General features: G+C 36.6%; 11 protein-coding genes. 2 read left to right on the top strand and 9 right to left on the bottom strand.

The features are described 5' to 3' along the window. Positions 1 to 345: 345 nt before the first annotated feature. The 9 genes from cas5 to AsFPU1_RS21855 all read right to left on the bottom strand — a co-directional run bounded on the left by cas5 (position 346) and on the right by AsFPU1_RS21855 (position 10819). On the bottom strand, positions 346 to 1035 hold the full coding sequence (gene cas5, locus AsFPU1_RS21820) for a CRISPR-associated protein Cas5 (protein ID WP_124976813.1): 690 nt from the start codon (positions 1033 to 1035) through the stop codon (positions 346 to 348). Then, the gene (locus AsFPU1_RS21825; RefSeq protein WP_124976811.1) at positions 1019 to 1972 is read right to left on the bottom strand and encodes a type I-B CRISPR-associated protein Cas7/Cst2/DevR; all 954 of its coding nucleotides are present in this window, start codon (positions 1970 to 1972) and stop codon (positions 1019 to 1021) included. The genes cas5 and AsFPU1_RS21825 overlap by 17 nt, the downstream gene beginning before the upstream one ends. An 82-nt stretch (positions 1973 to 2054) precedes the next feature. Continuing rightward, positions 2055 to 3740: a type I-MYXAN CRISPR-associated protein Cmx8 gene (gene cmx8, locus AsFPU1_RS21830; protein ID WP_124976809.1), complete on the bottom strand. Its 1686-nt coding sequence runs from the start codon at positions 3738 to 3740 to the stop codon at positions 2055 to 2057. Beyond that, on the bottom strand, positions 3737 to 3925 hold the full coding sequence (locus tag AsFPU1_RS21835) for a hypothetical protein (RefSeq protein WP_124976807.1): 189 nt from the start codon (positions 3923 to 3925) through the stop codon (positions 3737 to 3739). The genes cmx8 and AsFPU1_RS21835 overlap by 4 nt, the downstream gene beginning before the upstream one ends. A gap of 69 nt (positions 3926 to 3994) precedes the next feature. Then, positions 3995 to 4630 (bottom strand): type I-MYXAN CRISPR-associated protein Cas6/Cmx6, encoded by a 636-nt coding sequence (cas6, locus tag AsFPU1_RS21840; RefSeq protein ID WP_124976805.1) that lies wholly within the window; start codon positions 4628 to 4630, stop codon positions 3995 to 3997. Between the two features lie 133 nt (positions 4631 to 4763). Next, positions 4764 to 5351 (bottom strand): helix-turn-helix transcriptional regulator, encoded by a 588-nt coding sequence (locus AsFPU1_RS21845; RefSeq protein WP_227873597.1) that lies wholly within the window; start codon positions 5349 to 5351, stop codon positions 4764 to 4766. 347 nt (positions 5352 to 5698) lie between these two features. Further along, the gene (locus tag AsFPU1_RS23240; protein WP_172957555.1) at positions 5699 to 5836 is read right to left on the bottom strand and encodes a hypothetical protein; all 138 of its coding nucleotides are present in this window, start codon (positions 5834 to 5836) and stop codon (positions 5699 to 5701) included. A 3-nt stretch (positions 5837 to 5839) separates the two neighbouring features. Then, positions 5840 to 8494 carry a DNA mismatch repair protein MutS gene (gene mutS / locus AsFPU1_RS21850; protein WP_124976803.1) on the bottom strand — a complete coding sequence of 885 codons (2655 nt, stop codon included), beginning with the start codon at positions 8492 to 8494 and terminating at the stop codon, positions 5840 to 5842. Positions 8495 to 8941: 447 nt separating this feature from the next. Further along, positions 8942 to 10819: a DNA-directed RNA polymerase subunit gamma gene (locus tag AsFPU1_RS21855; RefSeq protein WP_124976801.1), complete on the bottom strand. Its 1878-nt coding sequence runs from the start codon at positions 10817 to 10819 to the stop codon at positions 8942 to 8944. 337 nt (positions 10820 to 11156) lie between these two features. Here AsFPU1_RS21855 and AsFPU1_RS21860 point away from each other — a divergent pair, with 337 nt between their 5' ends. Next, positions 11157 to 12086 (top strand): class I SAM-dependent methyltransferase, encoded by a 930-nt coding sequence (locus AsFPU1_RS21860; protein ID WP_227873596.1) that lies wholly within the window; start codon positions 11157 to 11159, stop codon positions 12084 to 12086. Between the two features lie 438 nt (positions 12087 to 12524). Further along, positions 12525 to 13520, top strand: a complete 996-nt coding sequence (locus AsFPU1_RS21865; RefSeq protein WP_125061190.1) for an L-lactate dehydrogenase — start codon at positions 12525 to 12527, stop codon at positions 13518 to 13520. Positions 13521 to 13624 lie beyond the last annotated feature (104 nt).

Raw genomic sequence — 13624 nt, forward strand, 5'->3', positions numbered from 1 at the left:
CCTTACAGCATCAAAGGTTGAGACAGTTTAATCCAATAATTCTAATTAAAGACTTTAATAGAGTGATCAACGCCTTAGGGCATCAAAGGTTGAGACAGATACAAGGAGACTTAATCTCAAAGTGAATATGATTATGTGATCAACGCCTTACGGCATCAAAGGTTGAGACAGACCTCAGTTTCTGCGAATAAACAATCGTAATCGAGTGATCAACGCCTTACGGCATCAAAAGTTGAGACAGAGCGACGGCTGAAAATCTTAATTTATCGATGCCCCTATTCAATATTACAAGCACCTCTGGTCAAATGGCTAGTGCGCTCCCCAAATTGGGACATTGACTAAATTTTAGGCGTTTGATGGAGGTAAATTAAGCCAAGCGTTCTCAGGAGGGGAATTAGAAAAAAGGGGTGCAAAGACTTGAATTTTTGTATTAGTGTTGTCTGCGCGATCAATCCAAGTAGTAAGACGACAAATTCCACGACTAGGAGGAGTATTATCTTTTATAGGACAATACCATTTGGCAAAAGGAATATTTTTGTCAGGGATGACTTTAATTTCATCAAACAAAAAGTTATTATCTCCTGCAAATGCTAGTCCATAGCGAGGTTCATCGAGTTCTCCATTAAGTCCTTTTATTATGCGATCGCATAATTCTTGACCAGCTTTTACTCCTATAATAAGAGAAAACTCAACTAATACTTCCCGACGAACTGGTGCAATCCAGTATTTATTGCCATAAGTTTTTTTTGCTAGTTCTTTCCCTGATGCACCAACGGGATAATTATGAAGTTGTTGGGATAAAATGCTGGTTTCCGAATGGGAATCATTAGGAATACCAATAGCGATCTCCATTTCAGGCAAATCATCCCGAATCAGCGTAATAGGTTGATCAGTCGCTGTTCTCTGTTCAATTCCTGCTAAATTAAGCAATATCCCATAAACTGCAGAAGGAGAAGGAACAGGTGTAGTTGAGCGGTATGAACCCGACTGAAAAGGACGAAAAGAGGCAAAAGGAGCTTTAAGCAGCAGAAACATTCTTAACACCTCCTAAAAATTCATCGGCAATAGCATCAAATAATTGATCAGGATTTTTGAATAAGTGAACTCCGGCTTCAGTTAAATTCAACAATTCATTTTCATCCATTTGACGCACAATTTCACCCCCAATCCAAAATTCATCCCCTGGTAAATCACAGTCGTCGAGATCTCGTTTACCTAAACGATTTAATTCAGGAAAACTGCCGTCTTCTTCAAATCCATAGGTTTTGTATCCGGCGACTAATTTAGGGGTTAAACGTGCGACAACTGAACGGGGTGCAAATTCATAATAAGCTCTGGCGTGTCCTCCTGCTACACCATTTAATTGTGCGATCGCTTGTAATAAAGCTCTTATCCATTCGGGTTTTTCTAAACAATCTCGTTGTGATAAAGCAAAAGGATATTGAAAGGCAGTATGGGTTACTTCTCGATGCAGTAAAGCCGAGGTTGAGGCATTTTTCCAATAAGTTTTTTCGTTATTTTTGGTCTTGGCATTGAGAGGAGATTGATGAAAAATGGCATCATACTTATAAGGACTCAAAGCAACAGCTAGATTACACCGAAAAATGCTATCTCTTTTAGGAGATAAGTTGAGTTCTCTCATTTTTTTGACATCATTAGTTTGTGCAACCATATAGCCAAATAAAAAGTCATCAGCGTACTTTTGGGCATTAGGATATTCTTTGAACTCTACTGCTAATTGATCTTCGTCATGTATACGAGTACGATTATTAGGTTGATTAAGTAAAATCAGAGTTTCTCTCAGTGCATTTCGCATAGATTCAGGACTAATAACGGCATATTTTTGTCCTTGTTTAATAATCTTTTGTAAAATAGTTCTGTTTTCTTCAGACTCACCTCGATAATTTCCAGTAGGCGCAGGATAAGTAAGAACGCATACAAAAAGATTGAGATTAGTTTTAGATTCAGTCATGGTTGATTATTTGCTGTTAATGTAAGAGATAATGAGGCCAAATAAGTGGCCAACGCCTAATGGCATCAAAGGGAAAGGAAAATTAAGCTGCTTGATTGTTAGCATCTTTAGACTCGTCTTTCTTACTAGAGGAGAACTGACTAGAAAGAGCTAATAAAGTTAAGACCCGAATTTCATCAGTTTTATTAAATAAATCTTCAGCAAATTGAGAAAATTCATCTTTTTTTACAAAAGGATAAAGGGTACTAACAAAGTATTCAATAAAAGCTTGAGATTCACTCCGAGAACGAACAGCTAAAAAAGCTTCATTAGCTATTTTAGTTTTTTTCTCATTATATTCTTTCTGTTTTTGAGGATTCCCTTGACATTTATCCCAAGTTAGATCATATTTTGAATCTAGTTTACTTAACACATACTTCTGGCAAACCTGATAGACAATCTCAGCATATTGACGAATTTTAGTGCTTTGGTTGTTCATTTGATTTTTTCCTTGATTTTTTAAGATTTCAATGTTGAATAATTGACGAGCATCATGACTAAAATAGGGATCTTCTAGCCATTTGCGAGGAATACGACTTAAGAGGGCATCAAAGCCAGTCCAAAGGGGAACTTCTGTTGATTCATCATCGGGAGTATTAGGTAAGGCTTGAAGACTTAATAAATTGAGTAATCGTTGTTTGCGAAACCAAGGACACCAGTAGTTATCCTTAATTTGAGCATAGCGATCTGTCATAGTTGAAATAGGTTCAACATAGTTAATCGATTGAAACTTAATACTATTACCAGATTTTTCAGCATGAATAATTTCAGCACCTAAAATAGACTTTCTGAGGCTTTGCTCGTCAAATCGGCGAGCAATTCTATCTTGCAAAATAAAGAAGTCTAAAGCTCCTTCTTCAGCTAAATCAATCAGTGCTTCACGAGGAAGATAGCCTATTTTAGTATGATCTCTCGCTTTTAAAACTTTAGGAAAAGAACAACAAAAACTTTTTAAGTTAGCTACATCAGGGATAACAATAGCATAGCTATTAAATTCACGATTACCATCTTTGTTAATACTAGAAGGTCGATAAATTTGGAAAATAAAAGGAGCAAAGTGCAAGAGAAATTGATAACGAATAATATCTTTAGTGGGGATATTTTCTGCCGTTGTTGCCATTGCTCCTAAATAATAATTTCCTGATTGCCCTGTTGCCTTATCTGGTTGACTCAAATCCTTCCAAAGTTTTTCGGCATCTTGAGTGTAAACTTGGCCATCACATCTGTTATTAAAAGGATTACGAGTAGCAGGAACTCCTCGTACAATATTCCAGAGCATATCTCGCCAGAGTTTGATCCATATCCGTTTATTGATATCTTCATCTGACTCATCCCAATCGGGTAAAAATGCACCTTGAGGAACAACAACTGTATAACGATATTCTTTAACAAGTTTGACTTTTCCCTTATTATCTTTTTTTTCTACTTCTCGAATTTCATCTTCGCTGTATTTTTTCTTTTTATCTTTTGTCGTTGTCCATCTTTCCTCGTTAAATGCTCCATAAGTAAAATCTAATAAAGCTTTCAGTCCTTCCAAATTCATCCTTAACGTGGCTTCATACTCATCAAGATGACTTAACTTAATAATGGCATTTTCCCTTTCTTCAAACCAAGGTTGGTTAGGTAAGTTTTGAACCATTAAAACTAACCCTGCTAATCCGGCTCGATGTTGAGAAGAAGGTAGTTCAGCTAACTGATAAGATAGTTCGATTATTTTTTGATTTTTCATTGTCCAAACCCTCGTTTTTCACAATAAAGTTGACTGGATGCGATCGCCTCCAACTGAGCTAAGTTTTTAGGAATAGGCAAAATATATCCTTCAGCATCAGGATTTTTAGCTTCTCTCAACTCTAAAAACTTTTTAATATCAGTATCTAAAACAGCATTAACTGAGTAATCATTGGAAAGCCTCAATTGCTTTAGCAGTTGCTATTTCTTGATCGCCTGAATTTATTATATATCGTTTTCGGTTTTCTGCTTCCCTCACTGATGACTTTTAATAACAGGAATATTGGGATAAAATACGCCGCATCCAAGGCGACGTTTTCCCCCTAAACCATTAATTTGTAGCTTGATAGAATCCTCTTCACTTAAATTAGAAACCACAACACTAAACCCGATAATGGTATAACTTCGATTGGGTTTATTAATTTTTAGAGTTAAACGCTTGGGTTCTCCTTCTTCATTCGCTGGAATCCCAATATTAGCCTCAATTTCTAATGCTTGTAATTGTCGATAAGCAGCTTCTAAAAAAGTAGCTGGTTCGGTATAGCCTTTAATTGTAACTAACCTTGCTTTTAATGATTCAATTCCTTTTATGGTTTGTAATTCAGGATTACCGAGTTTTATTTGATATTCACCAATGCTTAAAGTTTGTCCTGCTAGTGGATAAACTAAGGCAATCGCTTCTACTGGTAATCTTAAATAAAGCCGTGAACGGGGAGTTAAAGATATTTTTCCTTCTTTATCAGGAATACCAGAAATTGTATTAATGGCTAATCCTTCAAGATGATGTATTTGAGGAATTTTTTGTGAGAGACTTCCTAACAATCGATGATTATGGTCTGCATAAAGTGTGTTTCCCTTGACTGGAAAGACAAGGTTTATGATGTTGTTCATGAAAATTCCTATTGAAGTAAATATTTTTCGCCTTACGGTATCAAAGGTTGAGGTGTTTGTGTAATTGGTATTGAGGAGACTGTCTGACAAGGAAGGTAAAACCTACGCGTGCTTTAACATTCTGCTAAATTCCTCATAAATTGTAATGTTGACTCAATCTCTCAACTTCTGCTTGAAAGATTTTTTCTAAGTAGGTATCTGCCTTAAAATTAGGGTCACGTTTAAAAGTTTTATTAAGGATTTTTATTTGTTGAATACGGTCAATGCGAAACCAACGTATGGACTGTCTTTTATGACAAAAACCAATGATATAAGGATTAGTCGCACGATAAACATGGACTAAATAAGGTTCGACAACTCGTTCAGAATATTGATTACGAGTTGCAGCATAATAATGAATCCAAATACGTTTAGAAGTACGACAGGTTTCTAACAACTTCTGCCATATTTCAGGGTCAAGGTTAAGTTCAGCCCCCCAACGAAAGACAATCCTTTCATCCGCTAACTGTTGAAGATCAATCCATCCATCTTTCTTGTTATATTCCAAAGGAGCCATCAAGCGATCTTGCAGAAAATGTAAATCATCTCGAATCGTTCTTTGTGTTACTTCTAATTGTTCGGCTAACATCGGTTGTGAGATACGCCCATGATTCCGAAGTAACCGATCCATTTGTAGCAGTCGTTCAAGACGACGCGGCGATAAGGCAGTAGTTTGCCCCATTGGAACCCCTCTAAAACCCTTGTTAAATCAATCTTAAGCAACTAATCCGGCAAAAAAACGTCTGCCTTCTAAATTTAGTCTTCCCACTTGGTACATTTTTCTATCATCTTTGACAAAAAAGTTTTCTTGTGCAGCCTGACCATCTTTTGGCAGGAGTCAAAGAAGACAAGTTATCATCAAATAAGTTAAATTGGGTTCTATCGGACTTACTATGCTAAATTAATAATTAATGACAGACCTTATGTCTTATCCTATAAAGACTAAATTCGCCTGCGCGGACTAACTTCTAGGTTGCGTAGGCAACCTTTGTTTGTATAGCTTAACTATGAACGAGTTAAGGTTTGACATTAGACCCAAGCAGCAAAAATAGCCAGCCCAAAGAATCGCCAAGGAACAGCAACATTATTAAATCCTTGGATTACTTGATTCCACTTTGTTGCCTGCGGTGCTGTCGCTTGCAGCTTCGCCTCGCGATAACATAACATAGTTTAATTATCTCCAAAAATATCTAACTGTTCTATTAATTCTCCTTTTGTTTTTGTGTCCTTGACAGGATTAACTTTTTTGATACCTTTTCGTAATCCTAACGCAATTTTACTATGTTTTTCAATCTGATTCATCACTTGTTTAGCGCGAGTAATTACCGAGGGTGGTAAACCTGCTAATCTTCCTGCTTCGATGCCATAAGATTTATCTGCACCTCCGGGACGAACTTGATGTAAGAAAATAATTTCATGAGCTAATTCTTGTACCGTGACTTGATAATTAGCCACATTAGAAAGAATAGACGCAAGTTCATTTAATTCATGGTAATGAGTAGCAAAAATCGTTCTTCCTTGGATTTCTGTGGCTAAATATTCTGCCACGGCCCAAGCAATAGAAAGTCCGTCAAATGTGGCGGTTCCTCTGCCAATTTCATCCAGTAAGATTAATGATTTATTGGTGCCATGATTGAGAATATTAGCTGTCTCATTCATTTCTACCATAAAAGTTGATTGTCCGGTAGCTAAATCATCCACTGCACCTACACGAGTAAAAATGCGATCGCTAATGCCTAATTTAGCGGAGGTTGCCGGAATAAAACTGCCTGTTTGTGCCATTAATTGGATTAGTCCCACTTGTCTCAAATAACAGCTTTTTCCACTAGCATTTGGCCCTGTTAAAATAATTAAATCCGGTGTATCTTCAGTTTTAGAATTACCGAGACGAGTTGAGTTAGGAACAAATAATCCGACGGCTAAAGATTGTTCGACAACAGGATGTCTACCTTCAATGATTTCGATTTGTCTTCCTTCCATAATTTGAGGACGACAATACCCTTGAAAAACTGCTACTTCTGCTAATCCTCCTAAGACATCAATAGCAGCAACTGCTTTGGCAATATGGCGAATTTGTTGACCTTTTTGAGCGACTTCTAAACGTAATTCTACAAAAATTTCGTATTCTAATTTATTAAGGTCATCTTCGGCAGTTAAAATACGATTTTCTCGTTCTTTTAATTCAGATGTAATGTAACGTTCTTCGTTAGTTAAGGTTTGTTTACGGACGTAATTATCAGGGGCTTGTTCTGCTTTACTGCGAGGTAAACTTATATAATAACCAAAGGTTTTATTATAGCCAACTTTAAGATTAGACACTCCCGTTCTCTGTCTTTCTGTTATTTCTAAATTAGCTAACCATTGATGATCATCTTTGAGACGATGACGCATCATATCTAAGTCGGAATTAATACCATCTCGAATGACTCCCCCATCTTTTAAATGTAAGGGAGGAGTTTCTACTAAATGGTTAACAACGTGCTTACCTAACTGTTCTAATTCAGGGGGAATAGTTTGTAATGCTTTTAAATAGGGAGAAGTTCCTAATCTGGCTAATTGTGATAATTCAGTTAACTTAACTAAGGACTCAGCTAAAGATAATAAATCCCTGGCATTAGCTGTTCCTGCCCCTACTCTCCCCGTAATTCTTTCTAAGTCATAAATATGTCGGAGTAGTTGACGTAAATCTTGTCGTAAAGAAGGATTATCATTTAACTCTTGAATGGTATCTTGTCGGGCAATAATTCCTTTAATACTAAGCAAAGGTTCTAACAACCAACGACGTAATGCTCGTCCTCCCATGGGTGTACAAGTTCTATCTAATGCCCATAATAAAGAACCATGAAAACTGCCATCTCTTATAGTTTGAGTAATTTCTAAATTACGTCTAGTTTGATGGTCTAAAATAAGGAAGTCAACTTGATTATAAGTTCGTAAAGCTTGTAAGGGAACTTGATGAGCTTTTTGGGTATCTTCCAAGTATTCTAATAATCCTCCAGCAGCACGTATAGCTAGGGGTAAATGTTCACATCCCATCCCTTCTAAAGAACGAACTCCAAAGGTAATTAAAAGTCTCGGTTTGGCTTCATTTAAAGTAAAAGAAGTTTGCGATCGCAAGGAATAACAAAAACAGTCGGGTAAGTTATTGTTCAAATAGTCTGATTTTTCCCCAGGACGGAGTAAACTATTAATATCAGGGGCATTAGTAGGAATTAAAATTTCTGAAGGTTGTAAGCGTAGTAATTCTAAATTTAGATTCGATAATTCTTGAGATTGAGTAGTGAAAAACTCTCCGGTAGAAATGTCAGCATAAGCTAAACCCCAATGTTCTCCAGCTATAACAATTGCCGCTAAAAAGTTATTACGTTTTGCTGTTAACATACCCTCATCTGTTAGGGTTCCTGGAGTTAAAAGTTTAGTGATTTTTCGTTCTACCATTCGCCCTTCAGCAGCAGCTTGAGCAGAATCTTCTACTTGATCACAAATAGCCAGGGCATAACCTTTTTCTACTAATAAACGACTGTAACGATCTAAGGCATGATGAGGAACCCCTGTCATAGCAACTCGTCCAATTTCTTTACCTCCTTCTTTACTGGTTAAAGCTATTTCTAATTCCTGAGAAATGGTGACAGCATCCTGAAAAAAACATTCAAAAAAATCTCCCACCCGATACATTAATAAAGCATTGGGATATTGTTTTTTTACCGTCACATAATGTTGATTCATTGGTGTGAGTTTATCAAAATCAAGGTGACGATAATCTGTATGAGGAGATTTACTGGTGGCAATGTTTGAGGTGGGATTTGATTCTGAATAATTAGTCATTGATCATCGTATCTGAAAACGCTATATATTAAGTATATTATGATTCTACTGGACTTACTATGCTAAATTAATAATGAATAAAAAGCTAAAGCCTTATCCTATAGAAACAAAGTCCGACGAACGCGGACTAAATTATAGATACAGTATTAAATATTATGATTTTTTCAGGTACGTTATTAAATGGTTGTTTAGATTTCTGGTAATATTTTAGGGACGGCCTGCGATCTCTAAAAAGGAAAGCAAACTCAAGTTTTTATCAATGAGTTTTCGTCTAAAGTTTCACTCTTAACCTTTGTTTGGCCTTTGCTCTTAGATCCCTTTCCAAAAGCCAAGAAACATTGTGTTAGTCACAATGCCTTACGAATAAAGATGTCTGTCAAGAAAGAACTGGGTGTCTGATTAGTAGCATTTTACGGGCCAATGCTACTAATTTTTGCCACTGGATGGTCAGACAGAAGCTAACGCTTCTTCAATGGTCTTATTGTAAATAATTCGCCCTAGAGTTGTTTTAATATATTGGACGATTACTTCCCCATCTTTTTCGCGAAGTTTCCGTTGACGATAGTATTTCATCACACTACCGTCCTCTAAAGTTTCCGTCTTGAGAACCTCATTATCCGGTTTATCCGTTGTCACATCGCCTTGATAGCGTAACCAGATATAAGCGTGTAAATCAACAGCACCCTGTTGATAAGCATAAAGAGCATCATTAACACTGCCAAAATAAGAACCCCCGCCTTTTTGTGCTTTCGGGTTTTCTGCGGTGAGATAATAACAGCCTAATACCATATCCTGAGAAGGCGCAACAATGGGTCTACCCGTCGCTGGAGATAAGATGTTGTGACAGGCCAACATTAATAAACGGGCCTCACATTGAGATTCTAAAGATAAGGGAACGTGAACCGCCATTTGATCCCCGTCAAAGTCAGCATTAAACGCCGGACAGACCAAAGGATGTAACTGAATGGCTCGTCCTTCGACTAAAATAGGTTCAAAGGATTGAATCCCTAAACGGTGTAAAGTAGGGGCGCGGTTGAGTAATACAGGATGTCCCGTAATCACTTCATCAAGAACACCCCAAACGCTGGGATCACCGCGAACAATCAATTTTTTGGCGGCTTTAATATTATTGACCAAACCCAAACGAATTAAACGGTGAATAACAAAGGGTTGGAACAACTCAATAGCCATTTCACGGGGTAAACCACATTGATAAATCTTGAGTTTTGGCCCCACCACAATAACCGAACGTCCAGAATAGTCTACCCGTTTACCTAAGAGGTTTTGACGGAAACGACCTTGTTTTCCTTCAATAATGTCAGAAAGTGACTTGAGGGGACGATTATTAGCCCCTACCACTGTCCGGCCCCGTCGTCCATTATCAATTAAAGCATCCACTGCTTCTTGTAACATCCGTTTTTCATTACGGACGATAATTTCTGGGGCTAGAATTTCTTGAAGACGAGACAAACGGTTATTACGGTTGATCACCCGTCGATATAAATCATTAAGGTCAGAAGTGGCAAACCGACCCCCATCTAATTGCACCATCGGGCGTAAATCAGGGGGAATCACCGGAATAACGTTTAATACCATCCAATCTGGTCGGGAACCTGTAGCTACAAAATTATCAATCACTCGTAGGCGTTTAATCAGCTTAGCCCGCTTCTGTCCTTTACTTTCAAGAATTTCTTCCCGCAGTTTTTCGGCCACTTCTTCTAAATTAATTTCTTCAAGAAGACGTTGTAAAGCTTCGGCCCCAATACCGACCTCAATACCCGACAGTTCCGAGTCTTCGGCGTATATTTGATCCTCAATTTCAATCCATTGATCTTCTGTCAGGAGTTGCTTATAACTCAAATTACTGGCATTTCCTGGGTCGAGAACCACATAAGCGTTAAAGTACACTATCTGTTCTACATCCCGTAGGGCCATATCTAACAAGATACTCAGATAGCTAGGAATGCCTTTGAGATACCAAACATGGGTAACGGGGGCCGCTAATTTGATGAAACCCATGCGATGACGACGAACACGGGACTCGGTAACTTCTACTCCGCATCGTTCGCAAACGATCCCTCGGTGACGTACTCGTTTGTACTTACCGCACCAACATTCCCAGTCTTTGGAGGGGCCAAAAATTCGTTCACAAAATAGCCCGTCCATTTCGGGTTTGAGGGTTCGGTAGTTGATGGTTTCGGGTTTGGTCACTTCTCCGACTACAACTCCGTTGGGTAGACTTCTTTCTCCCCATTGACGGATGCGTTCGGGAGAAGCTAAGCCAATTTTTACATAGTCAAACCGTTGATCTGTTGGTCCTTTCATTGGTTATTTTTTCGTGCCTCAAAGGCTGTTGGTCAGTAATAATAGGGGTGAGATGCTTAGAGTTAGTAGGTGAGAGTCCTACTGATTTTAGGGGTTGGCATCATCGATGGGGTTGGTGGTAAACTCATTTATATTCTGGGGCATCTCTTGATTAAAGGTGGGACTGTCCCCACAAGCTACGGATCAATTTTCGCAAGTCATCATTATAAGGTCAATTGACTATTATACAATTTTTTATTCGTTTTGGCTCGTTGAGTAGTGATCTTTCTCCTGATCTGACAAATAGTACCAATTTGATGTATAGTCGAGAAAAATTTATTAACAATTCTCAGAAGCTATGATGGTTAAACCAATTATTAAAAAAATTCTTAGAAAATTACCTTATCTCAAGGATATTTTTGCTAAAGCTGATCAAAGAGATATTTTGATGAAGGCTTTATTTGTGCCTCCTGGACATTTTTATTCCCCTATTCCTTCTCTTGAAGAAATTAAACTGAATGAGGCTAAAATTTTTGATATTTTTCCTCAAGAAATACCTGGTATCAATCTACAGCAACAAGAACAATTAAATTTATTAAATATTTTTCAAGCTTATTATGATGAACAACCTTTTAAACAGCAGAAAACAGAAGGTTTAAGATATTATTTTGAGAACGACTATTATAGTTATTCTGATGGTATTTTTCTTTATTGTATGATGAGATATGCCCAGCCTCAAAAAATAATCGAAATTGGCTCAGGTTTCTCCTCTTGTGTCATGTTAGATACCAACGAATTATTTTTAGATAAAAAAGTTTCTTGTACTTTCATTGAACCTTATCCTGAGCGACTTTTATCTCTGGTAGGAGATGAAGAAGGCAATAACTATACTCTCATTAAACAGAAACTACAAGACATTGATTTACAGTTTTTTCAGCAATTATCAAATAATGATATCCTGTTTATTGATTCTACTCATGTTGCCAAAACAAATAGTGATGTTAATTATATCTTTTTTGAGATACTTCCTTCACTTAAATCTGGGGTATTAATCCATATTCATGATATTTTTTATCCTTTTGAATATCCCAAATCATGGATAATACAAGAAAAAAGAGCTTGGAATGAAGTTTATATGCTCAGAGCATTTTTACAATATAATAATAACTTTAAAATAGAATTATTTAATAATTTTTTGACGTTATTTTTTGCTGATTTTTTTCAAGAAAAAATGCCTTTATGTCAAAAAAATACTGGAGGAAGTATTTGGTTAAGAAAAATTCAATAATTTTTATTAATTAAAGTTAATAAAATATGAATATAGTTTATTGACTTTCATTACTTAATATATATTATTAAAATACTCTAGGTAGAAAATGGAAGAACTATTATTACTGCAAGAAGCTTTAAGTATGATTTAAACTTGAAGATATCTAACGTTTAGCAAAATCCATATACGACCCTAACAAAACCTTAACCCTAATCTGTTAATATAATTATTAAGGTTCTACCGGACAAGTTATGTTAAATCAACGTCTACACCACAGACCTTATGTCTGATACTATAGAAACAAAGCCTCCCTTCGTCCGGCTAAATTAAACCCGCGTAGACGGGTTTTGTTTTTATAGCTTAACCCTTCAAGGTTTAAGCCCATAATTTCTAATAGTTTTAGATACTAGGTTCGGTAGAACCATTACTAATAACTTTTAATGGTAACTAAAAATTATGTTTGATCGCATTTTTACCTCTAGTTCTGAATCTGGAAAACCTAGCCTTCTTCGTCCCCGTAAAGGTGTAATTATTGGTGTGGGACAAGTAGGAATGGCCTGTGCTTATTCTCTTTTAATTCAAGATTGTTTTGACGAATTAATCTTACAAGATATTGCCGAAGATAAGGTAGAAGGAGAAGTCTTAGACTTGATTCACGGAATGTCTTTTTTACCTCCAACAGACCTTAAAGGGGGAACTCTGAAAAATGAGGGTAAAGATGCTGATATGGTTATTATTACAGCAGGAGCAGCACAAAAACCAGGAGAAAGTCGTTTAGAATTAGTCGGTCGTAATGTTAATATCTTCAAAAGTATTTTAGCTGATGTTGTGAAATATTGCCCTAATGCTATTTTATTAATTGTTAGTAACCCTGTCGATATTATGACCTATGCTACTCTAAAATTAACAGGTTTTCCTAAAGCGAGAGTTATTGGTTCAGGAACGATATTAGATACGGGTAGATTTCGCTCTTTATTAGGCAAAAAATTTAATATTGATCCTCGTAGTGTTCATGGTTATATTTTAGGGGAACATGGAGATAGTGAATTTCCGGTTTGGAGTTTGGCTAATATTGGAGGAGCAAAACTTATTCCTGGAGAGTGGGAAGATTTACCCATTTCTGAACAAAATGAGTTAAATTCAGTTTTTGAAGAAGTTAAAAATGCCGCTTATCAAATTATTAAACTTAAGGGTTATACTTCCTATGCTATTGGGTTAGCTGTTACCGATATTGTGAAGGCTATTTTACGTTCTCAAGAACGCATTTTAACTGTGAGTAGTTTAATTAATGGTTTATATGGGGTGGAGGATATTTGTTTAAGTTTACCGACAGTTATTAATGAAAAAGGAATTCTTAAAACGGTTAATTTATCTTTGAACGAACAAGAACAAGCACAATTATTAAATTCTGCTAAAGTTCTAAAAGAAGTATGTGATCAACTTAAATTTTAAGAGACTTTTGCTAAAAAAATATGATCTCCCTAAATCCCCCTTCAAAAGGGGGACTTGTCATAAACAAACATTTTTTAAGAAGAGATCACAAGAGAACCACTTTA

This window comes from Aphanothece sacrum FPU1 (genome assembly GCF_003864295.1).
GTDB lineage: Bacteria > Cyanobacteriota > Cyanobacteriia > Cyanobacteriales > Microcystaceae > Aphanothece_B > Aphanothece_B sacrum.

Coding starts and splice junctions, on each gene's coding strand:
- AsFPU1_RS23240 (WP_172957555.1), bottom strand. CDS start 5,836: ATGTTATGTTATCGCGAGGCGAAGCTGCAAGCGACAGCACCGCAGGCA.
- AsFPU1_RS21855 (WP_124976801.1), bottom strand. CDS start 10,819: ATGAAAGGACCAACAGATCAACGGTTTGACTATGTAAAAATTGGCTTA.
- AsFPU1_RS21825 (WP_124976811.1), bottom strand. CDS start 1,972: ATGACTGAATCTAAAACTAATCTCAATCTTTTTGTATGCGTTCTTACT.
- cas5 (WP_124976813.1), bottom strand. CDS start 1,035: ATGTTTCTGCTGCTTAAAGCTCCTTTTGCCTCTTTTCGTCCTTTTCAG.
- AsFPU1_RS21845 (WP_227873597.1), bottom strand. CDS start 5,351: ATGGGGCAAACTACTGCCTTATCGCCGCGTCGTCTTGAACGACTGCTA.
- cmx8 (WP_124976809.1), bottom strand. CDS start 3,740: ATGAAAAATCAAAAAATAATCGAACTATCTTATCAGTTAGCTGAACTA.
- mutS (WP_124976803.1), bottom strand. CDS start 8,494: ATGACTAATTATTCAGAATCAAATCCCACCTCAAACATTGCCACCAGT.
- AsFPU1_RS21865 (WP_125061190.1), top strand. CDS start 12,525: ATGTTTGATCGCATTTTTACCTCTAGTTCTGAATCTGGAAAACCTAGC.
- AsFPU1_RS21860 (WP_227873596.1), top strand. CDS start 11,157: ATGATGGTTAAACCAATTATTAAAAAAATTCTTAGAAAATTACCTTAT.
- cas6 (WP_124976805.1), bottom strand. CDS start 4,630: ATGAACAACATCATAAACCTTGTCTTTCCAGTCAAGGGAAACACACTT.